The sequence below is a fragment of the Kitasatospora hibisci genome (assembly GCF_043950205.1).
Lineage (GTDB): Bacteria > Actinomycetota > Actinomycetes > Streptomycetales > Streptomycetaceae > Kitasatospora > Kitasatospora hibisci.
Genome location: NZ_CP171642.1, coordinates 6,358,548 through 6,383,917, shown reverse-complemented (window position 1 = coordinate 6,383,917; position 25,370 = coordinate 6,358,548). Strand labels below are relative to the sequence as shown.

The following is a 25,370-nucleotide window of genomic DNA, read 5'->3' as shown; positions in this document are numbered from 1 at the left end:
TGCTCACGGACGTTCCTGGACCCCGGACGGTCCCGGACCCCGGACGCCGCCCGCCCCCGCCCGCTCTGCGTCCGCCGGGGCGAGGGGCAGCAGGACGGCGAGCGCCGTCCCCTCCCCGGGCGCGGACTCCACGGTGAAGGTACCGCCCAGCGCCCGGGCCCTGGCCCGCATCGACGGCAGTCCGAAACCGCCGTCGCCGCCCGCCGACCCGGCGCCCGCGGCCACCGCCGCCGGGTCGAACCCCCTCCCGTCGTCGAACACGTCCAGCGCCACCTCGCCCTCCATGTAGCTGAGCGTGACCTCGGCGTGCGAGGCGTCGGCGTGCCGGACGGCGTTGCCGAGCGCCGACTGCGCGATCCGCAGCAGTGCCACCTCCTGCGGCACCGGCAGCCCGACCGGGTCGCCGGAGACGTGGAGCCGCACCGGCAGGCCGCTGTGCGCCGTGGTCGTGGCGCAGAGCCGCTCCAGCGCCACCGGCAGCGAGTCGCTCTCCAGGTCCGGCGGCGTGAGCGCGCGGACGAACCGCCGGGCCTCGGCGAGGTTGTCCTGCGCGGCCTGCCGGGCCTGCTCGACGTAGTCCGCGGCGGCCTCGGTCCGATCCGGCAGGGCCCGCTGGGCGGCCCGCAGCAGCAGCTGGATGCTGGAGAGGCTCTGCGCGAGGGTGTCGTGGATCTCCCGGGCGAGGCGCTCGCGCTCGGCGAGGACGCCGGCGGTGTGGTGCGCGGCGGCGAGGTCGGCGCGGGCGGCGGTCAGCTCGTCGATGAGCCGGCGCCGCTGCTCGCTCTCCCGGTAGAGCGCCTGGTAGCCCAGCACGGTGGCGGTGGCGACGGCCGCGCCGAGCGCCGGGCCGATGGCCGCGGCGACGCTGACGGCGTGCTGGTGCCAGGAGTACGCGGCGATCGCCGCGGCGGCGGTCAGGGCGACGGCCACCGGCCCGCCCCGGCGGCCGAGCAGGTGCAGCTCCAGGAAGTACAGCGGGAAGGCCAGCCAGACGCCGTCCGGGGTGGCGATCAGCACGCCCACCCAGGTGGCGCCGAGCAGCGCCAGCCAGAGTGCGGCCGCCCGGGGCGAGCGCCGTACCGCGCCGACCAGCGGGCCCGCGGCGTAGACGGCGGCCATCGCGGTGGCGGCCGCGGCCACGGCGGCGAGGTCTCCGCCCCGGCCGACGGCGGCCCGGGCGACGGCGAGTGCGAGCAGGCCCGCCACCAGCAGGTGCAGGCAGACCTGGAGCACGCGGGCGACGGGAGTGGTGCGGGATCGTTCGGTCGCCATCCCCCCAGCCTAGGGTCCGGGCCACGCCCCCGGCATCAATCAAAAGGTTGAACTCCACTTCTCCCCTTCGATGCCGGGGATCCAATCCCCCGGGCGATGCCCGGCGGGCCCCCGTTCGGCGACCGTGGTGAGTGTCGGAGCAAAGGCCCGACAGAGGAGCGGGAACGGAAAGGGAGAGGGCTCATCGTGTTCGTCGCCTGGAGGGACCTGGGGTTCGCCAAGGGGCGGTTCGCCCTGATGGGGACCGTCATCGTACTGATCACCGTGCTGGTAGGCCTGCTGTCCGGCTTGACGGCCGGGCTGGGCCGGCAGAACGTCTCGGCGATCACCGGGCTGCCCGCCGACCACCTGGTCTTCTCGAAGCCCGCCGACGGCCAGCAGCTCTCGTTCACCGACTCGCAGGTCACGCCAGACCAGTGGCAGGCCTGGGCGCAGGTCCCGGGGGTGTCGGCCGCGCAGCCGCTCGGGATCACCACCACCAAGGCGGCCGCCGGGCAGCGCACCGCGGCGCTCTCCGCCTTCGGCGTACCGGACGGATCCGGGCTCGCCCCGAAGGGCGCGCCCGTCGCCCCCGGCCGGGCGGTGCTCTCGGCGACCGCCGCCGAGCACCTGGGCGGCCTGCAGCCCGGCGCGTCGTTCACCCTCGCCGGACACCCGCTCCAGGTCGCGGGCGTGGCGGACGACGCCTGGTACAGCCACACCCCGGTCGTCTGGACCAGCCTCGCCGACTGGCAGCGCTTCGCCCCGGGCGGCACCGGGCACGCGACCGTGATCGCGCTGACCGGCACCTCCGGCGCGGACCTCGGCGCCGCCGACGCCCGGCTGGGCACCGAGACCCGGACGCGTGCGGACGCCCTCGCCGCGATCGGCTCCTACACCTCGGAGAACGGCTCGCTGCAGCTGATGCGCGGCTTCCTCTTCGCCATCTCGGCGCTCGTCATCGGCGCCTTCTTCACCGTCTGGACGATCCAGCGCAGCGGCGACGTCGCCGTCCTCAAGGCGCTCGGCGCCTCCACCCGCTACCTGCTGCGGGACGCCCTCGGCCAGGCCGTGCTGCTGCTGGTCCTGGGCACCGCCCTCGGCACCGCGATCGCGGCCGGCGCCGGCGCCGTGATCGGCTCCGCGGTGCCGTTCGTCCTGGACGCCCCGACCGTCCTCCTCCCGGCCGCCGTGATGATCGCGCTCGGCGCGGTCGGCGCCGCCCTGTCCATCCGACGGATCACCGCCGTCGACCCGCTGACCGCCCTGGGGAGCGCCCGATGACTCTGGAACTCGACCGCATCACCCTCACCTACCCGGACGGCGACGGCCGGCTGACCGCGCTGGACGAGGTCTCGCTGAACGTCCCCAAGGGCTCGATCACCGCGGTGGTCGGCCCGTCCGGCTCCGGCAAGTCGAGCCTGCTCGCGGTCGCCGCGACGCTGATCACCCCGGACTCCGGCCGGGTCGTGGTGGACGGCGTCGACACCGCCGGCCTCGGCCGCGCCGAACTGACCGCCCTGCGGCGGCACCGGATCGGCATCGTGTTCCAGCAGGCCAACCTGCTGCCCTCGCTGACCGCCGCCGAGCAGCTCCAGGTGATGGCCCACCTGGACGGCCGCTCACCGCGCGCCGCCCTCCCCCGGGCCCTGGAGCTGCTGGACGCCGTCGGCCTGCGCGACCGGGCCGGCCGCCGGCCGAACCAGCTCTCCGGCGGTCAGCGCCAGCGCGTCAACATCGCCCGGGCCCTCATGAACGACCCCACCGTGCTCCTGGTCGACGAGCCCACCAGCGCCCTCGACCACGAACGCGGCGCCGCCGTCCTGGAGCTCATCACCGAGCTCACCCACCGGCGCGCCACCGCGACCGTCCTGGTCACCCACGACCGCACCCACTTGACGGCCGTCGACCAGGTGGCCGAGGTCCACGACGGCAGGCTGACGGTCCCGACGCCGGCGTGAGCCACGTCGACGTGAGCCACTCACGTCGACGTGAGCTACCTCTTCACCGCGAGCACGTCGTCCACCGAGAGCGTCACCGCCCCGATCGACCCGGGCAGGGCGAAGGACTGCCCCGGGTGGTGGACGGCGTGCACGCGGTGCTCACCGTCCTGCGGGTCGGTGAGCACCATGACGCGCGGGTTCGTCCGGTCCACGATCACGTAGACCGGGACGCCGGCGGAGGCATAGGCGAACGGCTTCTTCTTCAGGTCGTCGCTGAGATCGGAAGACGTCACCTCCAGCACGAGGAGGAAGACCACCGGGTCGTAACAGTTGTACTCGACAAGGTGGTCGTCGATGTCGGTGTCGACGATCGACAGGTCGGGCACGGCGTAGTCCGACGGCCCGTCCGGCAGCCAGATGCCGACGTTCTGCAGAACCTCCGCCTCGTCCCCGTCGAGGCCCGCCGCGAACAGTACGCGCATGAGCCGGCTGAGCGAGTTGCCGTACGGAGCGTTCGGCGGCGGCGTCACGACCTGGCTCCCGACGATCTCGACCCGGTGCCCGGCGAACTGGTTGGAGATCAGCTCGGCGGCTTCGAGCAGCGTCGGCTGCTCCACTGGCTCGTCCATGGCGCGGCGGACATGGAATTCCCCCTTGCTGCCGATGTCGAGAGCATCGTCGTAGGGAGCGGGCGCCTCCCGGCGCCCGATCGTCACCCCTCACCCGAACGAGTGGTTGACGCCTTACCGGGAGCCCCTACCGGGAGCGGAGGCGGAGCGACGGGCGCTCCTCCTCGGCCTCCTGGTCGGCGGCCCAGAGCGAGCGGACGTGGCCGAGGTGGCGGGACATGCAGGCCTCGGCGGCCTCGGCGTCGCCACGGACCATCAGGTCCAGCAGCTCCAGGTGCTCCTCGGCGGAGGAGACCAGCTCGCCGCGCTGGTCCAGGCGGTTGAGGCCGTACAGGCGGGAGCGCTTGCGCAGGTCGCCGACCACCTCGACGAGGCGGGCGTTGCCGGCCAGGCCGAGCAGGTCGAGGTGGAACTGGCGGTCGGCCTCCAGGTAGCCGATCAGGTCGTGCTTGCGGGCGGCCGCGACGATCGCCTCGGCCTGCGGGCGCAGCGCCTCCAGTTCCTCGGCCGTGGCGGTCCGGGCGACCCGGCCGACGGTGGGCACCTCGATCAGCGCGCGGATCTCGGTGAAGTCGTCGAGGTCGCGCTCGGTCAGCTCGGTGACCCGGAAGCCCTTGTTGCGGACGGCCTCGACCAGGCCCTCTCGGGCGAGGTCGAGCATGGCCTCCCGGACGGGGGTGGCGGAGACGCCGAAGTCGGCGGCGAGGGCGGGAGCGGAGTAGACCACGCCGGGCCGGAGCTCACCGGAGATCAGGGCCGCGCGGAGCGCGTGGGCGACCTGGTCGCGCAGCCGCTCCTGGACGGAGATCAGGGTGCGGGGTTTCAGGTCGGCCATGGTGTTCCTCCGGAGGTTTGCAGGACACCAGCGTACAATGTCACGTTACGTTGAGTGTGCAACATTCCGCGACTCGGACGACCGCCAGCCGTCACAGGGGCCCCGTGGGAGCCCCTGCGTTCACGAGATCCCGCCAGGGCCCGGTTCAGGCCTTCCGGAACAGCCCCACCAGGCTGGTAGCACTGGAGTCGCCGTGCCCGGCGGCCACCGCGCGGCCGAACGCGTCGGCCAGCAGCGCCGGCAGCGAGGCGTCCACGCCGGAGGCCTCCACCGTGTGCCGGACGTGCTCGACGCTGGCCAGCCCCATCGCCACCCGGTCGACGTCGCCCTCGTGGAACCCGGCCGTGATCCGCGGCGCGTAGAACGCCAGGAAGTCCGGCATCGAGGCGGCCGTGGAGCCGGCGTACGGCAGGAACTCCTCCGCCGAGATGCCGTTGGCCTCGGCCACCGCGGTGGCGTGCAGGTAGCCGACCAACGAGGTCCAGAAGAGGTCCATCTGGATCTGGTAGTACAGCTGGGCCAGTCCCGGGTCGTCACCCCGGTAGTCGGCGCCGGTCAGCACCTCCAGCGTCTCCCGGTGGCGCTGGAACGCCTCGACCGGGCCGCTGTAGAAGGTGGACGACTCCGGCTTGCCGATGCCCGAGGGCGGCGACTGCACCCCGCCGGTGAGGTGGACGGCACCCAGCTCGGCCAGCCGGCGGGCGGCCTCCCGGGCCCGCTCCGGAGTGTCCGAGCTCAGGTTGACGACGACCCTCCCGGCGAGCGCGGCCCCGGCGGCGTCGAGGACGGCGAAGACCGCGTCGTAGTCGGTGAGGCTGAGCACGACCAGCTCGTTGGCGGCGACGGCGGCCGCGACATCGGGTGCGAGCACCGCGCCGCGGGCGACCAGGCCGCCGGCGCGGGCGGCGGTGCGGTTCCAGACCGTGACGGCGTGGCCGGCGTCCAGGTAGGCACCGGCCATCGCGCGGCCCATCGGGCCGAGTCCGATCACGGTGACGGGCTGCTTGGCGGGCACGACGACAGAAGGCACGGGGATCCCCCTCCACTAGAACGAACGCTCTATCCAGAAGCACGCTAACACGAATTCTGGAACGAACGCTCTATTCAGTTCGTGGAGGGCAGGCTCTAGACTCGGCGGGTGAAGACGACGACCACCGGCACCCGGGAGCGGATCGTCCGGGCCACCTCCCGGCTGTTGCAGCGCCAGGGGTACGAGGGCACCGGGATCAAGCAGATCTCGCGCGAGGCGGAGGCCACGCTCGGCTCCGTCTACCACTTCTTCCCGGGCGGCAAGCAGGAGTTGGCCGCCGAGGCGATCCGCCACGGCGACCAGGAGTTCGCCGGACTGCTCCGCGCGGGGCTCGGCGCGGCGGACGACCCGGCCGAGGCGATCACCGCCTGCACCCGGCTCCTGGCCGAGGCGCTGCGCGCCTCCGACTGGCAGGACGGCTGCCCGATCACCAGCACCGCCCTGGAGACGGTGGGCCGCGCGCCCGTCATCGAAGAGGCCGTCCGCGAGGCGTTCACGCACTGGCGCGCCATCGTCGAGGACCGGCTGCGGACCTCCGGCCTGAGCGCGGAGGACTCCCGCGAGCTGGCCGTCACCGTGGTCAACACCCTGGAGGGCGCGGAACTCACCGCGCAGATCACCCGCAGCGAGGAACCGCTGCACCTGGCCGGCAAGCACCTGGCCCGCCTGATCGCCGGCTGCCGCTGACCGCCCGCGACTGCCTGCGGCCGACCGCTGCCAGGGGACCCCGGCCCCGGAAACGCCGAAGCGGCCGGCGTGGCGGGGGATCCCTTCCCACCACGCCGACCGCAGCCACGGCCCCGCACGCACGTCGGCGCCCCGGGCCCGTGCCTCGACGGCCGGGCGACCGCGGCCGGGCCCACACCAGGGCCGCGGCCGCCCCGCCGCCTTTCCCAACGGCCGGGCCCGGTGACGTACCCACCGCCACCGGACCCGACCCGTCGCGGCCCACCCGCCGCGACCGCCCGGCCGCGGCCCACCTAGCCGCGACCGGGAGTCTTCCGACGTTCCCGGGCCCACGGCACCGGATCCGTCCGGCGCCGAAGCACCCCGCGTGCCGGGATCCGCCCGGCGCCGGGCGCCACCCGGCACCGGAGGTCCGGCCCGAAACCGGGCTCAGGCGAGACCGCGCCGGTGCGTCTCGGCCGCCACCGCGAGGTCCTCCCAGGCCATGCCGACGCTCTTGAACAAGCGCGGCCGGTCGGTCGGCACCGGCGCTTCGCCGCGCACCAGCTCGGCCAGGTTCCAGAGCTCGTGGCCCTCTCCCACGCCGGCCATCAGCAGGTCACCGGCCTCCCGCAGCGCCGCCCCGCGCGCCTCGACGTACAGCGCGGCCCGGCCGACCAGCGCCGCGTCCACCTCCCGGGCGTCCGGCTCGTGCGAGCCGACCGCCGCCACGGCGGCGCGGTCGGGCACCAGCGCGCCGTCGAACAGCGGGGTCCGGGCGGTGGAGCAGCAGACCACGAGGTCGGCCTCGGCCACCGCGGCCGGCCCGCCCGCCACGGCCTCCAGCCCGCGGGCCCGGGCGTACTCGGCCAGCGCCTCGGCGGGCGCCGCGCTCCGGGCCACCACGGTGACCCGGGTCAGCGGCCGGACGGCGAGCAGCGCGTCCAGGTGCCCGTACGCCTGCGGACCGGCCCCGAACAGCACCAGGTGCGCGGCGTCGGGCGCGGCCAGCCGGCGCATGGCGACGGCGGTGACGGCGGGCGTGCGCAGCGCGGTGAGCGCGGCACCGTCGAGCAGCGCGACCGGCTGCAGGGTCGGCCCGTCCAGCAGCAGGTAGCTACCGGTGATCCGGGGCAGGCCGGCGGCCGGGTTCGCCGGGGCCACGCCGGCGATCTTCACGCCGACGTGGTCGGCCGAGGCGGCCGGCATCAGCAGCAGCTCCCCGGCCGGTACCGGCACCGCCGAGCGGGCCGGTCCCGCCTCCGGGTCAAGCCCGTCCAGCAGCACCCGCTCGATCGCGTCGGCGGCCTCCCCCGGGGTCAGTCCGGCGGCGCCCGGCGCGGCGTGCTGGAGCGGCTCAGCGGCCGCGCCGGGCAGTGTGAGGGTGCCGACGAGCGGGCCGGCCACGGCGTCCGCAGTCACGGCGTCCGCCGCGGTCACAGCAGGAACCCCGTTCCCAGCGCGTCGTCCGGATCCAGCACGAAGCTGTGCTCGCCGGTGCGGTGGGCGGTGCCGGTCACCTCGGTGACCACCCCGCCGGCGAGCGGGTCGCCGCCGGGCAGCACCCGGCCGGTGAAGACCGTGCCGACCACCGACTCGTGCCGCAGCTCCCCGCCCGGCACGATCCGCCCCTCGGCGGCGAGCACGGCGAGCCGGGCCGAGGTGCCCGAACCGCAGGGCGAGCGGTCGATCTGCCCGTCCGCGAAGACGGTGACGTTGCGCTGGTTCGGCGCGCCGTCGGCGGAGGGAAGCTCGTCGTACAGGATGACGCCGTAGACGCCGGAGAGCAGCGGGTCCTGCGGGTGCCGGACGGCCGGCGAGTCCTCCAGCGCGGCGCGGATCTCCCGGCCTGCGGCGGTGAGCTCGGCCAGCCGGCCGGACTCGACGGACAGGCCGAGCGCCGCCGCGGGCACCGAGGCGTAGCAGGCGCCCGCGTGCGCGACGGCGACCCCGACGGTGCCGCGCGAGGTCTCCACCGGCAGGTCGAGCGCGCTGACGACGGCCGGCACGTTGCGGAAGGTCACCCCGGTGGTGCGGCCGGCGGTCCGGTGCACCAGCGCGGTCACCCGCCCGGACGGGACGTCGATCCGCACGCCGGCGACGCCGTCGTCCGGAGCCGCGACGACGCCGGAGTCCACCGCCCACGCGCCGAGTGCGATGGTGCCGTGGCCGCAGGCGGTCGAGTAGCCGTCCTTGTGCCAGAACAGCACGCCGAGGTGCGCCTCGTCGTCGTCCGGGGGCACCAGGAACCCGCCGTACATCCCGGCGTGCCCGCGCGGCTCGCGGGTGAGCAGCTGCCGCACCCGGTCCAGCGCGCTCGGCCGGGGCGCGGTGGCGCTGCCCCCGGCGCCGATCGCGATCGCCCGTCGCTCGGCGACGGTGTCACCGGGGATCACCGGCGTGCCGTCGAGGACGATCCGGAACGGCTCTCCCGCGGTGTGGTAGTCCACGGTCCGGACCTGCATCAGGCACCGCCGGCCGGGAGCAGGGTGACGGTGCGGCTCTGGGTGTAGAAGTCCAGGGCGGCCGGGCCCTGCTCGCGCTCGCCGTGGCTGGCGCCCTTGGCCCCGCCGAACGGCAGGTGGAAGTCGACGCCGCTGGAGGGCGCGTTGACCCGGACCATGCCCGCGTCCAGCCGGTCGGCGGCGATGAGCGCCGCGTCGAGGTCCCGGGTGTGGATCGAGGCGGAGAGGGTGTACGGGGTGTCGTTGGCGAGCGCGACGGCCTCGTCCAGGTCGGCGGCGGCGTGCAGCACGGCGATCGGGCCGAAGAACTCCTCGCGCCGCAGCGGGTGGTCGTCCGGGACGCCGGCGACCAGGGTCGGGTCGAGGTACCAGCCGGCCCGGTCCGGCGTGCCGCCACCGGTCAGCACCTCCGCGCCGGCCTCCCGGGCCGAGGCCACCGCCGCGGTGATCCCGTCCCGGGTGGCGGCGCTGATGACCGGCCCGCAGGCCGTGTCGTCGACCTGCCCGAGGGCCTTGACCAGCGCGGCCCGCAGCGGCTCGTACGCCTCGCCGACGGCGACCACCCGGCTGGTGGCGGTGCACTTCTGCCCGGCGTAGCCGGCGATCGCGGCGGCCAGGTGGGCGGCGGCCTGGTCGATGTCGGCGTCCGGCAGGACGATCGCGGCGTTGAGGCCGCCCAGCTCGGCCTGGACCGGGGTGCCGTGCTCGGTGGCGGTGCGCACGACCTGCCGGCCGACCCCGGTGGAGCCGGTGAAGGAGACCACGTCCACGCTGGAGACCAGCTCCCCGCCCTCCGCGCCGCCGCCCGGCAGCACGGTGAACACGTCCTCCGGCAGCCCGGCCGCGGCGACCAGCTCGGCCAGCCGCAGCGCGCAGCCGATCGCCTCCGAGGACGGCTTGAGCACCACGGCGTTGCCGACGGCCAGCGCCGGGGCGGCCTTCCAGGTGGGGATCGCCAGCGGGAAGTTCCACGGCGTGATCAGCCCGGCCACCCCGTACGGGCGGCGGCGGGTGAGCAGCAGCCCGGGTCCGCCCGCGGTCTCGTGCACGGCGCCGGACGCCGCGAACGGGGCCTGCGCGTAGTAGCGCCAGATCGCGGCCGTCCGGGCCACCTCGCCGCGCGCCTCGGCGAGCGGCTTGCCGACCTCGCGGACGACCAGGGCGGCGAGCTCGTCCGCGTGCGCCTCGACGGCGTCGGCGATCCGGGTGAGCGCGGCCGAGCGGGCGCCGGCCCCGGAGGCGAGCCATCCGGGCTGCGCGGCCCGGGCCCGGCCCACGGCGGCGCGGACGGCGCCGACGCCGGGGGCGGGCGCCTCGGCGACGAGGTCCGTGGGGTCGGCGGGGTTGTACGAACGGATCGTCACAGCAGGGCTGCCCTTCGGTGGGTTTCGAACGGGGGTGGTGGGTGTCAGAGCAGGAAGCCGGCCGGGAACGGGTCGCTCGGGTCGAGGAAGTACTGGGCGGTGCCGGTGATCCACGCCCGTCCGGTGACGGTGGGGACGACGGCCGGCCGGCCGGCGACCTCGGTCTCCTCGACCAGGCGGCCGACGAAGGTGGTCCCGATGAAGGAGTCGTTGCGGAAGTCCCGCCCGATCGGGAGCTCGCCGCGCGCGTGCAGCTGGGCCATCCGGGCGGAGGTGCCGGTGCCGCAGGGCGAGCGGTCGAACCAGCCGGGGTGGATGGCCATCGCGTGCCGGGAGTGCTCGGCGGTGGAGCCGGGGGCGAGCAGCTGGACGTGGTGGCAGCCGTGGATGGAGGGGTTCTCCGGGTGCACCGGCCGGTCCGGGCCGGCGTTGACGGCGTCCATCAGGGCCAGGCCGGCGTCGAGGATCTCCTGCTTGCGCCCGCGCTCGAAGGGCAGGCCGAACTCGGCGAGCGGCAGGATGGCGTAGAAGTTGCCGCCGTAGGCGAGGTCGTAGCCGACCGTGCCGTAACCGGGCACCTCGATCGTGTTCTCCAGCGAGACCGCGTACGACGGCACGTTGCGGATGGTCACCGCGGTGGCGGCACCGTCCTCGACCCGGACGTCGGCGATCACCAGGCCGGCGGGCGTGTCCAGCCGGACGGTGGTGACCGGCTCGACCACCGGCACCATGCCGGTCTCGACCAGCACGGTGGCGACGCCGATCGTGCCGTGGCCGCACATCGGCAGCAGGCCGGACACCTCGATGTAGAGCACGCCGAAGTCGGCGTCCGGGCGGGTCGGCGGCTGGAGGATCGCGCCGCTCATCGCCGCGTGGCCGCGCGGCTCGTACATCAGCAGGGTGCGGAAGTGGTCCAGGTGCTGCTGGAAGTGCACCCGGCGCTCGGCCATGGTGGCGCCCGGGACGACTCCGAACCCGCCGGTCACGACCCGGGTCGGCATGCCCTCGGTGTGCGAGTCGACGGCATGGAACACATGGCGGCTGCGCATGCGGCTACTGCTCCCATCGGGGTGGGTGGTGGTGGGCCGGGCCGGCTGCCCCCGCAGCCGGCCTTACCTCGGTGACGTCGGGCGGGACTACGCGAGCGGGACTACGCGAGACCCTCGGCGAGCGCCTTCTCGGTGGCGGCGCGGACGGCCGCCTCGATCTCCGGGGTGAGCGGCAGGCGCGGCGCCCGGGTCGGACCGCCGCGGCGGCCGGCGATGTCCATGGAGAGCTTGATGGCCTGGACGAACTCGGTCTTGGAGTCCCAGCGCAGCAGCGAGTGGAGCGCCTTGTAGAGCGGCAGCGCGGTCTCCAGCTCGTGCGCGACGGCGGCACGGTAGAGGGCGACGCTCGCCTCGGGCAGCGCGTTCGGGTAGCCGGCGATCCAACCGACCGCGCCGGCCAGCGCCAGCTCCAGCAGCACGTCGTCGGCGCCGATCAGCAGGTCGAGGCCGGGGGCCAGCTCGGCGATCTCGTAGGCCCGGCGGACGTCGCCGCTGAACTCCTTGACCGCGACGATCGAGCCCTCGCCGTGCAGCTGGGCGAGCAGCGCGGGGACGAGGTCGACCTTGGTGTCGATCGGGTTGTTGTAGGCGACGATCGGCACGCCGGCCTTGGCCACCTCGGCGTAGTGGGCGCGGACGGCGTCGTGGTCGGCGCGGTAGGCGTTCGGCGGCAGCAGCAGGACGGAGCCGGCGCCGGCCTCGGCGGCCTGCTCGGCCCAGCGGCGGGACTCGGCGCTGCCGTAGGCGGCGACGCCGGGCATGACGCGCGAGCCGTCGCCCGCGGCCTCGACCGCGACCTCGACGATCCGGGCACGCTCCTCGGCGGTGAGGGTCTGGTACTCGCCGAGCGAGCCGTTCGGGACGACGCCGTCGCAGCCCGAGTCGATCAGCCAGCGGACGTGCTCGGCGTAGGCGTCGTAGTCGACGGAGAGGTCGTCGCGCAGCGGGATCGTGGTGGCGACCATGATCCCGCGCCAGGGCCGGGTGGTGTCGTGCGGGGTGTGGGACACAGGTGACTCCTTGGTGAGGTGTGACATTTTATTAGACCGCGCGAACGGAGACAAGAGTCCCCGCCGCGCGGTCTCGGAACCGCGGGTTCACGGCCGGTCCGGGCTCACGCGCCGTCGCCGGCCGGCCCGGCGGTTTCCGCCGCCAGCTGCGCCAGCGGGACCGGGCAGGACAGGGGACGGCTGTCCGCCCGGGGCTCTCCCGACGCACCGGAGAGGCAGGCCACCGCCGGACCGCACATCCGGCCCTGGCACCAGCCCATCCCGGCCCGGGTGAGCAGCTTGACGGTCCGCGCGTCGCCGGCGCCGAGCTCCTCGACCGCCTCCGTGATCGCGGCGGCCGGGACCTCCTCGCAGCGACAGACGTCGGTGTCCGGCCGCAGCCACCCGGTCCAGCCGGGGCCGGGCCGGTGGGCCGCCGCCATCAGGTCGGCGAAGGCGCGCAGCCGGGCACGGCGCCGGCGCGCCGGGCCGCGCGGAGCGGCCCCGGCCACCGCGTACGCGGCCAGCTCACCCTCCGCGATCGCCAGGTCGGCGCCGCCGACCCCGCAGGTCTCGCCGGCCGCCCAGAGCCCGGGGACGGTCGTGCGCAGCCCGGCGTCCACCTTCAGCGCGACCGCGCCGTCGGGGCCCGCCACCGTCTCGGCGCCGGCCTCCGTGGCGAGCTCGATCTGCGGCAGCAGGCCGTGGCCGACCGCGACCGCGTCGCACTCGATCCGCTTCTCGGTGCCGGGCACCGGCCGCCACCGGGCGTCCAGCCCGGCGACGGTGACCGCGGTGACCCGGTCGGTCCCGTGGGCCTCGACGACCGCGGCACGGCGGCGCAGCCGGACGCGGTGGCGCAGGAACGCGGTGCCGTGCACGACGCCCTCGGCGAGTTTGGCCGGAACGGCGGCCAGCACGTGCGGGCGCCGGGCGTAGCCGAGGTAGTCGGTGGCCTCGACCACGGCGGGCACCACGGCCCCGGCGGCGACCAGCGAGGAGGCCGCCGCGAGCAGCAGGGGACCGCTGCCGGCCACCACGATCCGGCGGCCGGGCAGGACCAGCCCGGACTTGAGCATGGCCTGGGCGCCGCCGGCGGTGACCACCCCGGGCAGCGTCCAGCCGGGGAACGGCAGCTGCCGCTCGTACGCGCCGGTGGCGAGCAGCACGCCGCCGGCCCGGACGGTCGCCCGGTCGTCGGCGCCGGGGCCGAGGGTGGCGTGCACGGCCCACGCGGTCTCGCCCACGCGCTCCAGCGCCCAGACCTGGTGGCTGCCGAGCAGGTCGACCCGGCCGGCCCCGCGGTGCGCGGTGAGCCGGTCCGCGAGGCCGGTGTAGGCGGACCACCCGTGGTGCAGCCGCCCCGGACGGGCGGCGCCGAGGCCGGGCGCGGGGTGGCGGTAGAACTGGCCGCCGGTGTGCGCGGCCGCGTCGAGCAGGGCGCAGCGCAGGCCGAGGTCGGCGGCGGTCACGGCCGCGGCGAGGCCGGCCGGGCCGGCACCGATCACGGCGAGGTCGTACCCGGGGCCGCCACCGGGGCGGGGGGCGTCAGACGGCGAGGTCGGCACGGCCGTTGCCCTCCTGGGTGGTGACGGTGGTGCCGGGCTCGGCCGGCACCAGGCAGGTGCGCTGGTTGGGGCGCCCGTCGACGGTGGCCAGGCAGTCGAAGCAGACGCCGATCCCGCAGAACGCCCCGCGCGGCCTGCCGCCGACCCGGGTGGTGCGCCAGGCCAGCACGCCGTCGGCCCAGAGCGCGGCGGCGATCGTCTGCCCGGGCAGCGCGGGGACGGGTCGGCCGTCGAACTCGATGGTGTGGGCGGGGCCGGGCTCCGCCCCGACCAGGGCAGCCGGGGTCCGGCGCCGATTGGGCGGGTTCATCCGCGCGTTCTCCATTCCGAAGGTCCACTGTTCGATCGTTCCGGCCACGCCGGCCCCCGCCGGAGCCGGGCTCCCCGCCGGCCGGACGCTGCCTGCCCGGCCGCCCGGGCGGCGCAGGGGCCACCCGAGCCCGGTCGCCCCCACCGGCCTGCACCTTGCAGGGCGTTCTCCGCACGCTGCGGAGCTCAGGCCGGGGCCGGCACCGGGAAGCGGTCGGCCCGGAAGGGGGCGAGGTCCAGCTCCGGCTGCCTGCCGGTGAGCTGCTCGGCGATCAGCAGCCCCGTCGCCGGGGCGAGCCCGATGCCCGCGCCCTCGTGGCCGCAGGCGTGGTACAGCCCGGGCACCCGCGGGTCCGCGCCGATCGCTGGCAGGTGGTCCGGCAGGTAGGGCCGGAAGCCCCGGTAGGCGCGCAGCACGGAGACCTCGGCGAGCACCGGGAACAGTGCCGCCGCCTGGGCGGCGAGCCGGTGCAGCACCTCCACCGACATCGTCCGGTCGAAGCCGACCCGCTCCCGGCTGGCGCCGATCAGCACCGGCCCGCCCGGCGTCCCCTCCACCACCGCCGAGGTCTGCAGCGCGGCCGAGCCGCTGGCGACGTCCGCGACGTAGTCCGCGGCGTAGACCTTGCGCCGGACGATCCGCGGCAGCGGCTCGGTGACCAGGACGAACCCGCGCCGCGGCAGCACCGGCAGGTGCACCCCGGCCAGCGCGGCCAGCTCGCCGCCCCAGGTGCCGGCGGCGTTGACCACGGCCGGCGCGGCCAGCCGCAGCCGGTCGGTCACCACGCCCCGCACGGCGCCGTCCGGGCCGGTCACCAGCTCGCGGACGGTCTCGCCGGTGTGGAGCACGGCGCCGGCCCGGCGGGCGGCCCGGAGCAGGTGGGCGGCGGCCAGCGCGGGCTGGACCTGGGCGTCCTGCGGGTAGTGGAAGCCGCCGGCCAGCCCGGGCGCGAGGTGCGGCTCCAGCTCGTGCAGCCGGTCGCCGGGGATCTCCTCGGCCACCACCCCGACCTGCGCCTGCTCGGCGGCGAAAGCACGCAGGGCGTCCTGCCGCGCGGGCGTGGCGGCCACGACGAGGCCACCCTTGGGCTCGTACTCCACCGCCTCGCCGAGCTCCTCGGCGAGGTCCCGCCAGAGCCGGGTGGAGAGCAGCGCGAGGTCGAGCTCGGGCCCGGGCTCCTTGTCGGAGACCAGCAGGTTGCCCTCGCCGGCACCGGTGGTGCCGCCGGCCACCGGACCGCGGTCGACCACGGCGACGGCGAGCCCGGCGCGGGCGGCGTAGTGGGCGCAGGCGGCGCCGACCACTCCGGCGCCGACCACGACGACATCCAGGGAAGGTCTCTGAGGCTTGGACACGGCAGTAATATGTCACATGCCATCCCGGCTGCCAAGAGCGCCCCGCCGGACGGGCGCGCCCGTGCAAAGGCCCCGGCCCGCCGGGGTGCGGCGGGCCGGGGCCTCAGGACGGTTCAGCTCCTCGGACGGCGGCTCAGGTGATGTCGTCCATCTGCTCGTGCCGCGCGGCCGGGACCGGTGCGCTCGCCACCGGGGCGGACGACGCCTCCACGGCCTCGGGCCCGCTCACCGGCTGCACCGAGAGGTCCAGGTGCGAAGCCTCCTCGTCCTCCAGCGCGAGGTCGGGGTTGCGGCTGGCCCGCCGCTTGTCGTTGAACAGTGCGATGACGACGGCGAGGAAGTACAGCGCCCAGATCGGCGCCGCCAGCACCAGCATGCTGACCGGGTCGGCACTCGGTGTGGCGAAGGCCGCGAACACGGTGATGGCCATCACCATGCCGCGCCACCAGCCGAGCAGCCGCTTCCCGGTGACGATGCCGACGATGTTCAGCATCACCAGCAGCAGCGGGAACTCGAAGGCGAGGCCGAAGACCAACACCATCCGGGTGGCGATGTCGAAGTAGTCGTCGGGCGGCAGGATCGGGGTCGTGGCGGTCGGGCTGAACGAGATCAGCACCTCGACCGTGGTCGGCATCACCAGGAACGCGCAGCCCACGCCGGCCAGGAACAGCGGCGCACCGCAGGCCATGAAGATCATCGTGTACTTGCGCTCGTGCTTGTGCAGACCGGGTGCCACGAAGGCCCAGAGCTGGTAGAGCCAGACCGGCACGGCGGCGACCACGCCGGCCGTCAGCGCGACCTTGAGCATCCAGTTGAAACCGGCGGTGAGGCCGACGGTGGAGACCTGCGCGCAGCGGCCCTCGTACTTCGTGGGGTCGGTGGGGTCGCACTGCGGAATCGGCTTCAGCAGCAGCGACTCGATCTGCTTGTGGAAGATCAGCGCGACGATCGTGAACACCACGATCACCAGGACCGACTTGACCACGCGGTTCCGCAGTTCCCGCAGGTGGTCGGCGAGGGCCATCCGCCCCTCAGGATCCTTGGGCGCCTTCGACGCCTTGGAGAGCTTGCTCAACCCCGGTCCTCAACTCGTGCGTCGGGGCCCGCCGGTCGACGGGCCTCCATGGTCGCGCGCGGCACCCGTTCCCGGGCACGGCGGGTACCGCTCAATGCGGTCGGCCGGCGTCCCCGGCGGCCTGCTCGTTCACCGGCCGGGCGGTCGCGGACGCTCCCGGCGCGGCCTGGATGGTCTTCGCCGGCGCGGCGTCGGTGACCGCGGGCGCCCCCTTGGCCGGCGCGGCCTCTTCGGCGGCGCCGTCGGACTTCATCGCCTTGGCCTCGCTCTTGAGGATCCGCATCGACTGGCCGAGCGAGCGCGCCAGATCGGGCAGTCGCTTCGCACCGAAGAGCACAATGGCAAAAACCACGATCACCAGGATCGCGGTCCCCGAGACCCGCATACTCGACCACCTTCAGTCACGGCGGCACCGGCCGGCCGCCCGCTGCGGGGATGGTAACCGCAGCGGGTAACGCCCTGACGACGGCCGCCCGAACAGGACAGCGGCCCCGGTCGCAAGCTGCAGGAGCCATCTGAGAGCGTAACGCGCCCGACGCCGCCCGCAGCAGCCCCCGGGACCCCCGGGCTCCCGATGTGCCGGGCGCCACGTCGAGCGCCGCCGGGCCCGGGGCGGCACCGTTCCTAGCGCTGGGGCACCGCCGCGGCGAGGTCGCCGGCCGCCTCGGCCAGCGCGCGCGAGGCGGTGTCCACCCCCTTCGCCAGTGCCCGCACGTCCAGCCAGAGCCGGATCGCGAGGACGCCGAGGACCATCAGACCGGCGGTGACGAGCAGAACGGCGGCGACGAGCATCCAGGACATGCCCACCACCCTATCGACCCGGCCCCCGCCGCCAGGCCCCCGCGGCGGGCGTCAGCCCTCGGCCGGCACCAGCCGCATCGTCCGCACCCCGGCCCCGGTCAACGCCGTGACGATCTTCTCCCCCGCCGGCTTGCGTACCGAGGCCCCGCAGAGCGGGCAGCCGAAGCTGTAGTGCGCCTGTGCCGGGGTGCGGCCGAGCGTGAGACGGAACTCCTCCGCGGGCAGCTCGACCTTCTCCCTGCACTCGGAGCAGTACACCTTGAATCTGGTCCCCGGCTCCACGGGGCCCATCCTCGGCTCCACGGGGCTCAGACCAGCCCGGCCACGACGGCCGGCGGCTCGCCGTAGGCCGCCAGTGCCTCCCGCGCCGCCGCGCGCGCCTGCTCCGCGAGCTCCGGCGGCGAGACGATCCGCCCGTCGCGCCCCAGCCGCAGTGCCAGCGGGCGCAGCTGGGAGGGGTCGGCGCTGCGCAGGGTGATCCGCAGGCCGCCGTCGGGCAGTTCCTCGGCGCGGTCGTGGGTGTAGTACTCGGCGACCCAGCGCCCGCCGGAGGAGACCTCGACGACCACCTCGGGGTCGTCGGCGGACGGGTTGACCAGTCCGCCGGAGAGGTCGCGCGGCTCGCGCTTCGGCGGGTCGGAGGGGACGTCCAGGACCTTGATCTCGGCGACCCGGTCGAGCCGGAACATCCGGTGGTCCTCGGAGGTCCGGCACCAGGCCTCCAGGTAGGTGTGCCCCTCGGTGAGCAGCCGGATCGGGTCCACCTCGCGCTCGGTCATGCCGCCACGGCCGTGCGAGTAGTAGCGCAGCCAGAGCCGGCGGCCCTCGCTGAGCGCGCGGTCGATGTCGGCGAAGACGTGGCTCTCGGCCTCGAAGGTGACGCCGACCCGGGCGCTGCCCTCGGCGCTGTCCCCGGCCGCGTTCTCGATCTTCGCGACGGCGCGGGTGAGCGCCTCGCGGTCGCCGGCGCGCAGGCCGGGCAGGCCCGCCACCGCACGGGCGGCGACCAGCAGCGCGGTCGCCTCGTCGGCGGCCAGCCGCAGCGGCTGCGCGACGTCGTCGACGTTGTGCCACCAGATCCGCTCACCGTCGGTGTCGATGTCGAGCAGGTCGCCGCCGCGGAAGCTGGTGCCGCACATCGGCAGCACGTTGAGGTCGCCGATCAGCTCGCGCTCGGTGATGCCGAAGGCGCGGGCCACCTCGGCCACCTCGGCTCCGGGGCGCTCACGCAGGTAGGTGACCAGCGACAGCATCCGCCGGGTCTGGTCGATCGCGTTGCTCATGCCCGTACTCCTTCGACACCGTCAACCGCAGCAACCCCGTCACCGGCAGCGGCCCCGTCGGCCGCGGCCGCCCCGTCCGCCGGCGCCACGCCGGCGACCGCGCGCAGCCGCTCGATCACGTCGGCGCGCAGTTCCTCCGGGCCGAGCACCAGCACGTCCGGGCCGAACTCGGCGAGGTCGGCACCGAGCCCGTTGCCGTAGGGGATCTCCAGCTCGTCCCAGGTCCCGTCGACCCGCCGGGAGCTCAGCGCCTTGGTGCGCAGCGGGAAGCCGGCGTCCCGGCGTACCCGTACCGCCGCGGTGGCGGTGGCGCCCTCGCCGGCGAACTTGGCCACGGTGGCGCGGACGTCGACGTGCTCGGGGACGGTGCCGAGGAAGGCGCCGGAGCGGGCGCGGACCTTCCCGGTGATCCGGCTGAGCCGGAAGACCCGGGCGTCGCCGCGGTCGCGGTCCCAGCCGGCCAGGTACCAGTGGCCGCGCCAGCACTCCAGCGCCCAGGGCTCGACGGCGCGCTGCTCGACCGCGGCGGCTCCGGCCTTGCGGTACTCGAAGGTGACCGGGCGGCGGTCGCGGGCGGCGGTGAGCAACGGCTCGAAGGCGGCCTCGCGGGCGGGGATGCGCGGCTCCAGGGCGGTGCGGCCCTCGGTCTCGGTGAAGGGCACGCCGGCGGCGCGCAGCTTCTGCAGGGCACCGCTGGCCGCCCCGGACATCTTGGCCTGCTGCCAGACCCGGGCCGCCAGGGTGAGCGCGGCGGCCTCCTCGGCGTCCAGGGCGATCTCGGGCAGGCGGTTGCGGTCCGCGCGGGCGAGGTAGCCGAGCTCGCCGTCCAGGGCGTTCTCGTCGACGTCGATGACCAGGCCGAGCTCGCGCAGGTCGTCCTTGTCCCGCTCGAACATCCGGTTGAAGGCGTCCTCGCTGCTGCTCTGCCAGGCTTCGCGGTAGGCCTCGATGGACTCCCGCAGCTCCTTCTTGGAGAGCGGCCGTCTGGTGTTCATCAGGCACAGGGCGAGATTCATCAGCCGCTCTGCCTTGGCGATCGCCATCGCTGACCCTTCCGGTGTGCCGCGCCGCGCGCGGGGTGCGCCCGCCGGGTGGTCCTCGACCCGGCGGGACCGACCGTACCGGTAGCGGTACGCACTGCAAAAGCCGAGTCCGCAAACGCGTGGGGCCGCACCCCCGGCAGGGGGGTGCGGCCCGCGCTCGCGACCGGTCGGGACCGGGTCAGACGGCGATCAGGTCGACGACGAAGATCAGCGTCGAGTTCGGCGGGATGGCCGGGGTCGGCGACTGCGCGCCGTAGCCCAGCTTCGCCGGGATGACCAGCTCGCGGCGGCCGCCGACCTTCATGCCGACGACGCCCTGGTCCCAGCCCTTGATGACGCGGCCGGCGCCGAGCGGGAACTTGAAGGTGCTGTTGCGGTTCCAGCTGGCGTCGAACTCCTCGCCGGTCTCGAAGGTGACACCGACGTAGTGCACCTCGACGACCTGACCCGGCTTGGCCTCCTCGCCGCTGCCGACCTCGATGTCGCGGATCTGGAGCTCGGTCGGGGCGTCGCCGCCCGGGAAGTCGATCTCCGGCTTCGTCTTGTTGCTCACAACTGCCTCTTCTCGGTTTCGGTTCCATCCATGACCAAGCGGCGGGCGCCCGCACCCCGGTCCGTTCCCGGACCACGGTACGGGCGCCCCCGTCCGGACTCAGGCCACGCGGCCGAGCCCGAAGGTCACACGCGCACCATTGTCCCTCGAAAGTGGATCAGCCCTGACCCGCATCCAGGATGTCGACCACGAACACCAGGGTGGAGTTGGCCGGGATGTCGCCCTGGCCCTTGTCGCCGTACGCCAGCGCGGCGGGGATGACCAGCTCGACGCGGCTGCCGACGGTCTGGCCCTCCAGGCCCTGGTCCCAGCCCGCGATGACCTGGCCGCCGCCCACCGGGAAGGAGAACGCCTGGCCCTTGCTCAGCGAGGAGTCGAAGACCTTGCCGTCCTTGAAGAGCGCGCCGGTGTACTGGACGACGACCTTCTCACCCTTCTCGACCTTGGGGCCGGTGCCCTTGATCAGGACGTGGCTCTTGAGCTCGGTCGGCTCGGCGGCGCCCGCCACCGGGGTGATCTCGGCCGGCTTCTTGCCGTTGTCCTTCACCTGCGGGAAGTCCGCGGGCGGCGGGGTGACGGTGCCGCTGACCACCGCGTCGGGCGCGTTGGCGTTGCGGACGTCGATGACGAAGACCAGGTTGTCCTTGGCTCCGATCGACATGCTCGGGTTGCCCTGGGCGCCGAACGCGGCGGCCGGCGGGGCCACCACGAGCAGCCGGCTGCCGGCCTTCTTGCCGAGCACGGCCTGGTCGAGCGCCGGGATCAGCGCGTCGGTGCCGGCCTGGAAGATCTGCGGCTTGCCCTTCTCGTCGTACGAGCTGGGGATGTCCTTGCCGGTGGTCCAGTCCTTGGCGGTGTAGTCGACCGAGGCCCAGGAGTTCTTCTCGACCTTGGGACCGGTGCCCTCGGAGAGGACCTTCACCACGAAGCTGCCGTCGGCCTGCTCGCCGGGCACCTCGATGCCGGCCTTCTTGCCGAACTCGCCGGTGATGGTCGGCAGCACCTTGGCGCTGTCCTTGATCGGCGGGACCGGGTCGGCGGTGGGCGTGGCCGGCGCGGTCTTCACCGCGTCGGGCTTGGCCGCGTTGTCGGACTTCGAGTCGCCGCCGTCCTTGTTCACCAGGTACAGGGTGACGCCGCTGCCGACCAGCAGCAGGGTGAGCACGGTGCCGAGGATCACACCCAGCTTGCCGACGCCGGGCGGGTTCTCGTCGTACCCGGCCTCCGAGGCGTCCTGGCGGCGCACGTTGGACGCGAAGATCTGCGGGGTGTCCTCGGTCTTCGTCGCGCCCGCCGACGGCTGGCTCTCGCCGGGCTGCGCCCAGCCGGCCTGCTGCTTCAGGATCGACGGCGGCACGACGATCGACTCGCCGTGGCCGGGCAGCGGGCCGCCGGGGCGCGAGTCGGCCGGGTCCCCGGAGGAGTTCCCGTTCGCGGTGCCGGCCCCGCCCGGGCTCGACGCATTCTCAGACATGACTCCCCATCCATCTCGCCACGAGGTCTTCGAGGTCTACGGCCGGCGTGGTGAGCGCCGGGGTGCTGTCGCACTGCCGCCCGGGACCCGGACGCCGGCGGCGCCTACCACAGTGCGAGGGCAGTATGACAGGTCAGGATGAGGGCGGACGCTTCCATGTGCGAGCGCCCGCCCAAGCGTACGGAATCCCACCCGCCGCTCCTAGAGCGTGCGGGGTCACAACCCTGCGGGTCCCGGACCGCGCGGTGATCCCGACCGCACCGGAATCCCGAACCGCACGGATCCCGGACCGTCCTAGCTAGACCGCCTCAAGGATGTCGATCACGAACACCAGCGTCGAGTTGGCCGGCACCGCGCCCTGTGCCTGGTCCTTGTAGCCGAGGGCCGGCGGCACCACCAGCTCCACCCGGCTGCCGACGCTCTGGCCCACCAGGCCCTTGTCCCAGCCCTCGATCACACTGCCCGTGCCGATCTGCAGCGCCTGCGCGCCGCCGTGGCTCCAGGACGAGTCGAACTGCTGTCCGTTGCTCCAGAGCACCCCGGTGTACTGCACGACCAGGGTCTGCCCGGCCTTCACCTGCTTGCCCTCGCCCTTGATCAGCACGGCCTGCTGGAGCTCGGTCGGCGCGGGCTGGTCGGGCGGGATGGTGATGGTCACGGGTGCCTTGCCGTTGTCCTTCACCTGGGGCATGGTCGGCGGCGGCTGCGTCATCGTCCCGGAGAGAGTGGAGTCCGGCGGCAGGCTCTCCATGATGTCCAGCACGAACACCACGGTGTCCCCCGGGCCGACGCCGAGCTGGGTGTTGCCCTGTTCGCCGAAGGCGGCGGCCGGCGGGGCCACCACCAGCAGCCGGCTGCCGACCTTCTTGCCGATCACGCTCTGGTCGAACGCCGGCACCAGCTGGCCGCTGCCCGCCTGGTAGAGCTGCGGTTTGCCGCCGGCGTCGTAGGAGCTCGGCAGCTCCTTGCCGGTCGTCCAGTCCGTGGCGGTGTAGTTCACCGTCACCCAGTCGCCCTTGTTCACCGTGGAGCGGTCACCCTCGCTCACGACGTTGACGACGAACTGCCCGCTCGGCGGTGCGTCCGGGATGGTGATCGTGGCCTTGCTCCCGAACCCGCCGCCCGACACGGTCGGCATCGGCGACGCCTCGGACACCGGCGAGGGCACGGTGGGGGCCGCGGTGGGCGAAGTGGGTGTCGCCGGGCTGGTCGCCTTGGTGGAGCTGCTGCAGGCGACCGCCAGGAGCAGGGGCAGGGTGAGAAGCAAACCGGCGGTGCGGCGCACGGCGTTCCTAACTGTCGGTCGAAGTCGACTCTCCGGACTCGACCGACAGCGTATGCCCAGGCAGTGCCGGGCCCCGGTAGACACCACCGGGGCCCGGCACCGACGAAGATCGCAGTCCGCGGGCACCACGGCCCGCGGGGGTCACATCCCGGCGATCAGCTTCTCCACCCGCTCGTCCACCGAGCGGAACGGGTCCTTGCAGAGCACCGTCCGCTGGGCCTGGTCGTTCAGCTTCAGGTGGACCCAGTCCACCGTGAAGTCCCGGCGCTGCTCCTGCGCCCGGCGGATGAAGTCCCCGCGCAGCCGGGCCCGGGTGGTCTGCGGCGGGATCGACTTGGCCTCGAAGGTCTTGAGGTCCGTGGTCACCCGCTGCGCCTGGCCCTTGCCCTGGAGCAGGTAGAACAGCCCGCGCCGGCGGTGGATGTCGTGGTACGCGAGGTCGATCTGGGCGATCCGCGGGTTGGACATGCTCATCTGGTGCTTCTCGCGGTAGCGCTCGATGAGCTTGTACTTCATGATCCAGTCGATCTCGCCGGCCACGCCGTCGAGCCGCTCGGTGCGGACCGCCTCCAGGGTGCGGCCCCAGAGGTCCAGCACCCAGGCGATGGTCCCGGTGTTGATGCCCTTGCGGTCGGCGAACTCCAGCGCCTTGGTGAAGTACTCCTCCTGGATGTCCAGCGCGCTGGCCTCCCGGCCGTTGGCGAGCCGGACCTGGTGGGTACCGGTGAGGTCGTGGCTGACCTCGCGGATCGCCCGGATCGGGTTCTCCAGCGTGAGGTCGCGCATCACCACCCCGGCCTCGATCAGCCGCAGCACCAGGTCGGTGGCGCCCACCTTGAGCAGCGTGGTGGTCTCCGACATGTTGGAGTCGCCGACGATGACGTGCAGCCGGCGGTAGCGCTCGGCGTCGGCGTGGGGCTCGTCGCGGGTGTTGATGATCGGGCGGGAGCGGGTGGTCGCCGAGCTCACGCCCTCCCAGATGTGCTCGGCGCGCTGGCTGACGCAGTAGACCGCACCGCGCGGGGTCTGCAGCACCTTGCCGGCGCCGCAGATCAGCTGCCTGGTCACCAGGAACGGGATCAGGACGTCCGCCAGCCGGGAGAACTCGCCGTGCCGGGCCACCAGGTAGTTCTCGTGGCAGCCGTAGGAGTTGCCGGCAGAGTCGGTGTTGTTCTTGAAGAGGTAGACGTCCCCCGCGATGCCCTCCTCGTGCAGCCGCCGCTCGGCGTCCACCAGGAGGCCTTCGAGGATGCGCTCGCCGGCCTTGTCGTGCGTCACCAGCTCGACGACGTCGTCGCACTCGGGGGTGGCGTACTCGGGGTGGGAGCCGACGTCGAGGTAGAGCCGGGCACCGTTGCGCAGGAACACGTTGCTGCTGCGGCCCCAGGAGACAACACGGCGGAAGAGGTACCGTGCCACCTCGTCCGGCGACAGCCGCCGCTGCCCGCGGAACGTGCAGGTGACGCCGTACTCGTTCTCCAGCCCGAAGATCCGGCGGTCCATGAGGCGTCCTCCTAGATGGGAGCTGTCCGAAACCGCCTCCACGGCGCCGTGCCGGCCGCCGCAGGGGCACCGGAGTCCCGTAACGGCGGCGGACCGCCGCCGTTACGGGACTCGCCGGGTACTGCTAGTCCGACGGCCCTCCGGCCGCCGGCTTCTCCTCGTCGTCCGTCTCGGCGGACTGGTCGCCGTCGAGCAGCCGGGCGAGCTGGCCGCCCAGGATCCGCTTGAACTTGCGCTGCTGGAAGCGCTGGCGGTCCAGCACCGCCACCTCCAGCTGTTCGGGGGTGAGGGTGCGCGGGGTGCCGCCGTTCGGGTCCCTGGCGAGGGAGTCCACGGCGACCTTGACGGCCTCGGTGAGCGAGAGGCCGCTGCGGTGGCGCTGCCCCAGGTAGTTGCCGATCGAGTCGGCGTTGCCGCCCACCACGACGTGGTTCTTCTCGTCGACGACCGAGCCGTCCGGCGTGAGCCGGTAGATCTGGTCCTCGTCGGGGGTGCGGCCGACCTCGGCCACGATCAGCTCCACCTCGTACGGCTTCTCGCCGACCGAGGAGAAGATGGTGCCGAGCGTCTGGGCGTAGACGTTGGCCAGGCCCCGGGCGGTGACGTCGGCCCGGTCGTAGGAGTAGCCGCGCAGGTCGGCGTAGCGGACGCCGCCGATGCGCAGGTTCTCGAACTCGTTGTACCGGCCGACCGCCGCGAAGGCGATCTTGTCGTAGATCTCGGAGACCTTGTGGAGCGCCCGGGAGGTGTTCTCGGCGACGAAGACGATGCCGTCGGCGTAGGTGAGCACGACCACGCTGCGACCGCGCGCGATGCCCTTGCGGGCGTACTCCGCGCGGTCCGCCATGGCCTGCTGGGGCGAGACGTAGAACGGTGTCGACACCGGCGGTCGTCCCTTC

At 74.2% G+C, this 25,370-nt stretch carries 25 protein-coding genes and 1 pseudogene; 3 read left to right on the top strand and 23 right to left on the bottom strand.

Annotation, left to right across the window (positions count from 1 at the left end; genetic code table 11):
• Window positions 1-3 precede the first annotated feature (3 nt).
• A complete protein-coding gene (locus ACF9IK_RS28020) occupies window positions 4-1,272 on the bottom strand; it encodes a sensor histidine kinase (RefSeq protein ID WP_395296863.1) in 1,269 nt (422 codons plus the stop codon).
• A 186-nt stretch (window positions 1,273-1,458) separates the two neighbouring features.
• Here ACF9IK_RS28020 and ACF9IK_RS28015 point away from each other — a divergent pair, with 186 nt between their 5' ends.
• Both ACF9IK_RS28015 and ACF9IK_RS28010 read left to right on the top strand, forming a co-directional pair.
• Window positions 1,459-2,535, top strand: coding sequence for an ABC transporter permease (locus tag ACF9IK_RS28015; RefSeq protein WP_395296862.1), 1,077 nt, complete (start codon window positions 1,459-1,461; stop codon window positions 2,533-2,535).
• The gene (locus tag ACF9IK_RS28010) at window positions 2,532-3,212 is read left to right on the top strand and encodes an ABC transporter ATP-binding protein (protein ID WP_395296861.1); all 681 of its coding nucleotides are present in this window, start codon (window positions 2,532-2,534) and stop codon (window positions 3,210-3,212) included. The genes ACF9IK_RS28015 and ACF9IK_RS28010 overlap by 4 nt, the downstream gene beginning before the upstream one ends.
• A 35-nt stretch (window positions 3,213-3,247) precedes the next feature.
• Here ACF9IK_RS28010 and ACF9IK_RS28005 read toward each other — a convergent pair whose 3' ends face one another.
• The 3 genes from ACF9IK_RS28005 to ACF9IK_RS27995 form a co-directional block, all read right to left on the bottom strand.
• Window positions 3,248-3,823, bottom strand: coding sequence for a Uma2 family endonuclease (locus ACF9IK_RS28005; RefSeq protein ID WP_395296860.1), 576 nt, complete (start codon window positions 3,821-3,823; stop codon window positions 3,248-3,250).
• A 127-nt stretch (window positions 3,824-3,950) separates the two neighbouring features.
• The gene (locus tag ACF9IK_RS28000; protein ID WP_395296859.1) at window positions 3,951-4,658 is read right to left on the bottom strand and encodes a GntR family transcriptional regulator; all 708 of its coding nucleotides are present in this window, start codon (window positions 4,656-4,658) and stop codon (window positions 3,951-3,953) included.
• A gap of 145 nt (window positions 4,659-4,803) precedes the next feature.
• Complete coding sequence (locus tag ACF9IK_RS27995) at window positions 4,804-5,688, bottom strand: NAD(P)-dependent oxidoreductase (protein WP_395296858.1); 885 nt, start codon at window positions 5,686-5,688, stop codon at window positions 4,804-4,806.
• A gap of 108 nt (window positions 5,689-5,796) precedes the next feature.
• Here ACF9IK_RS27995 and ACF9IK_RS27990 point away from each other — a divergent pair, with 108 nt between their 5' ends.
• Window positions 5,797-6,375, top strand: coding sequence for a TetR/AcrR family transcriptional regulator (locus ACF9IK_RS27990; protein WP_395296857.1), 579 nt, complete (start codon window positions 5,797-5,799; stop codon window positions 6,373-6,375).
• Between the two features lie 429 nt (window positions 6,376-6,804).
• Here the strand turns inward: ACF9IK_RS27990 and ACF9IK_RS27985 are convergent, their stop codons facing one another.
• The 19 genes and pseudogenes from ACF9IK_RS27985 to prcA form a co-directional block, all read right to left on the bottom strand.
• Window positions 6,805-7,677: an ornithine cyclodeaminase family protein gene (locus tag ACF9IK_RS27985; RefSeq protein ID WP_395298705.1), complete on the bottom strand. Its 873-nt coding sequence runs from the start codon at window positions 7,675-7,677 to the stop codon at window positions 6,805-6,807.
• A gap of 113 nt (window positions 7,678-7,790) precedes the next feature.
• Complete coding sequence (locus tag ACF9IK_RS27980) at window positions 7,791-8,819, bottom strand: proline racemase family protein (protein WP_395296856.1); 1,029 nt, start codon at window positions 8,817-8,819, stop codon at window positions 7,791-7,793.
• Complete coding sequence (locus ACF9IK_RS27975) at window positions 8,819-10,183, bottom strand: aldehyde dehydrogenase family protein (RefSeq protein WP_395296855.1); 1,365 nt, start codon at window positions 10,181-10,183, stop codon at window positions 8,819-8,821. Before ACF9IK_RS27975 ends, ACF9IK_RS27980 begins: the two co-directional genes overlap by 1 nt.
• Window positions 10,184-10,227: 44 nt before the next feature.
• On the bottom strand, window positions 10,228-11,232 hold the full coding sequence (locus ACF9IK_RS27970; RefSeq protein ID WP_395296854.1) for a proline racemase family protein: 1,005 nt from the start codon (window positions 11,230-11,232) through the stop codon (window positions 10,228-10,230).
• Between the two features lie 101 nt (window positions 11,233-11,333).
• Window positions 11,334-12,197 (bottom strand): dihydrodipicolinate synthase family protein, encoded by an 864-nt coding sequence (locus tag ACF9IK_RS27965; RefSeq protein WP_255751613.1) that lies wholly within the window; start codon window positions 12,195-12,197, stop codon window positions 11,334-11,336.
• Window positions 12,198-12,346: 149 nt separating this feature from the next.
• Entirely contained in the window at window positions 12,347-13,789 is a 1,443-nt protein-coding gene (locus ACF9IK_RS27960) for an FAD-dependent oxidoreductase (protein ID WP_395296853.1), read from the bottom strand.
• Entirely contained in the window at window positions 13,770-14,099 is a 330-nt protein-coding gene (locus tag ACF9IK_RS27955; RefSeq protein WP_395296852.1) for a (2Fe-2S)-binding protein, read from the bottom strand. The genes ACF9IK_RS27960 and ACF9IK_RS27955 overlap by 20 nt, the downstream gene beginning before the upstream one ends.
• Before the next feature lie 185 nt (window positions 14,100-14,284).
• Complete coding sequence (locus tag ACF9IK_RS27950; RefSeq protein ID WP_395296851.1) at window positions 14,285-15,454, bottom strand: NAD(P)/FAD-dependent oxidoreductase; 1,170 nt, start codon at window positions 15,452-15,454, stop codon at window positions 14,285-14,287.
• Window positions 15,455-15,587: 133 nt separating this feature from the next.
• Complete coding sequence (gene tatC / locus ACF9IK_RS27945) at window positions 15,588-16,478, bottom strand: twin-arginine translocase subunit TatC (RefSeq protein WP_395298704.1); 891 nt, start codon at window positions 16,476-16,478, stop codon at window positions 15,588-15,590.
• Between the two features lie 142 nt (window positions 16,479-16,620).
• Complete coding sequence (gene tatA, locus ACF9IK_RS27940; RefSeq protein WP_395296850.1) at window positions 16,621-16,914, bottom strand: Sec-independent protein translocase subunit TatA; 294 nt, start codon at window positions 16,912-16,914, stop codon at window positions 16,621-16,623.
• A 239-nt stretch (window positions 16,915-17,153) separates the two neighbouring features.
• Window positions 17,154-17,330 (bottom strand): hypothetical protein, encoded by a 177-nt coding sequence (locus tag ACF9IK_RS27935; protein ID WP_238739908.1) that lies wholly within the window; start codon window positions 17,328-17,330, stop codon window positions 17,154-17,156.
• 51 nt (window positions 17,331-17,381) lie between these two features.
• The gene (locus tag ACF9IK_RS27930) at window positions 17,382-17,621 is read right to left on the bottom strand and encodes a hypothetical protein (protein ID WP_395296849.1); all 240 of its coding nucleotides are present in this window, start codon (window positions 17,619-17,621) and stop codon (window positions 17,382-17,384) included.
• 17 nt (window positions 17,622-17,638) lie between these two features.
• The gene (locus ACF9IK_RS27925) at window positions 17,639-18,613 is read right to left on the bottom strand and encodes a helix-turn-helix transcriptional regulator (RefSeq protein ID WP_395296848.1); all 975 of its coding nucleotides are present in this window, start codon (window positions 18,611-18,613) and stop codon (window positions 17,639-17,641) included.
• 92 nt (window positions 18,614-18,705) lie between these two features.
• Window positions 18,706-19,656 (bottom strand): annotated as a pseudogene (locus ACF9IK_RS27920) (helix-turn-helix transcriptional regulator); the annotation flags it as partial.
• Window positions 19,657-19,834: 178 nt separating this feature from the next.
• The gene (locus ACF9IK_RS27915; RefSeq protein ID WP_395296847.1) at window positions 19,835-20,209 is read right to left on the bottom strand and encodes an FKBP-type peptidyl-prolyl cis-trans isomerase; all 375 of its coding nucleotides are present in this window, start codon (window positions 20,207-20,209) and stop codon (window positions 19,835-19,837) included.
• A gap of 157 nt (window positions 20,210-20,366) precedes the next feature.
• On the bottom strand, window positions 20,367-21,683 hold the full coding sequence (locus tag ACF9IK_RS27910; protein WP_395296846.1) for an FKBP-type peptidyl-prolyl cis-trans isomerase: 1,317 nt from the start codon (window positions 21,681-21,683) through the stop codon (window positions 20,367-20,369).
• 298 nt (window positions 21,684-21,981) lie between these two features.
• Window positions 21,982-22,968: an FKBP-type peptidyl-prolyl cis-trans isomerase gene (locus ACF9IK_RS27905; RefSeq protein ID WP_395296845.1), complete on the bottom strand. Its 987-nt coding sequence runs from the start codon at window positions 22,966-22,968 to the stop codon at window positions 21,982-21,984.
• A gap of 141 nt (window positions 22,969-23,109) precedes the next feature.
• A complete protein-coding gene (gene pafA, locus ACF9IK_RS27900; protein WP_395296844.1) occupies window positions 23,110-24,471 on the bottom strand; it encodes a Pup--protein ligase in 1,362 nt (453 codons plus the stop codon).
• A gap of 124 nt (window positions 24,472-24,595) precedes the next feature.
• Window positions 24,596-25,354 carry a proteasome subunit alpha gene (gene prcA / locus ACF9IK_RS27895; RefSeq protein WP_395296843.1) on the bottom strand — a complete coding sequence of 253 codons (759 nt, stop codon included), beginning with the start codon at window positions 25,352-25,354 and terminating at the stop codon, window positions 24,596-24,598.
• Window positions 25,355-25,370: the final 16 nt, after the last annotated feature.

What these genes read in the sequence shown, in the direction of transcription:
- ACF9IK_RS27925 (WP_395296848.1), bottom strand. Translation starts at nt 18,613, where the DNA reads ATGAGCAACGCGATCGACCAGACCCGGCGGATGCTGTCGCTGGTCACC.
- ACF9IK_RS27930 (WP_395296849.1), bottom strand. Translation starts at nt 17,621, where the DNA reads ATGGGCCCCGTGGAGCCGGGGACCAGATTCAAGGTGTACTGCTCCGAG.
- tatC (WP_395298704.1), bottom strand. Translation starts at nt 16,478, where the DNA reads ATGGCCCTCGCCGACCACCTGCGGGAACTGCGGAACCGCGTGGTCAAG.
- ACF9IK_RS28020 (WP_395296863.1), bottom strand. Translation starts at nt 1,272, where the DNA reads ATGGCGACCGAACGATCCCGCACCACTCCCGTCGCCCGCGTGCTCCAG.
- ACF9IK_RS27955 (WP_395296852.1), bottom strand. Translation starts at nt 14,099, where the DNA reads ATGAACCCGCCCAATCGGCGCCGGACCCCGGCTGCCCTGGTCGGGGCG.
- ACF9IK_RS27980 (WP_395296856.1), bottom strand. Translation starts at nt 8,819, where the DNA reads ATGCAGGTCCGGACCGTGGACTACCACACCGCGGGAGAGCCGTTCCGG.
- ACF9IK_RS28005 (WP_395296860.1), bottom strand. Translation starts at nt 3,823, where the DNA reads ATGGACGAGCCAGTGGAGCAGCCGACGCTGCTCGAAGCCGCCGAGCTG.
- ACF9IK_RS28000 (WP_395296859.1), bottom strand. Translation starts at nt 4,658, where the DNA reads ATGGCCGACCTGAAACCCCGCACCCTGATCTCCGTCCAGGAGCGGCTG.
- ACF9IK_RS28010 (WP_395296861.1), top strand. Translation starts at nt 2,532, where the DNA reads ATGACTCTGGAACTCGACCGCATCACCCTCACCTACCCGGACGGCGAC.
- ACF9IK_RS27970 (WP_395296854.1), bottom strand. Translation starts at nt 11,232, where the DNA reads ATGCGCAGCCGCCATGTGTTCCATGCCGTCGACTCGCACACCGAGGGC.
- tatA (WP_395296850.1), bottom strand. Translation starts at nt 16,914, where the DNA reads ATGCGGGTCTCGGGGACCGCGATCCTGGTGATCGTGGTTTTTGCCATT.
- pafA (WP_395296844.1), bottom strand. Translation starts at nt 24,471, where the DNA reads ATGGACCGCCGGATCTTCGGGCTGGAGAACGAGTACGGCGTCACCTGC.
- ACF9IK_RS27935 (WP_238739908.1), bottom strand. Translation starts at nt 17,330, where the DNA reads ATGTCCTGGATGCTCGTCGCCGCCGTTCTGCTCGTCACCGCCGGTCTG.
- ACF9IK_RS27910 (WP_395296846.1), bottom strand. Translation starts at nt 21,683, where the DNA reads ATGTCTGAGAATGCGTCGAGCCCGGGCGGGGCCGGCACCGCGAACGGG.
- ACF9IK_RS27965 (WP_255751613.1), bottom strand. Translation starts at nt 12,197, where the DNA reads ATGGTCGCCACCACGATCCCGCTGCGCGACGACCTCTCCGTCGACTAC.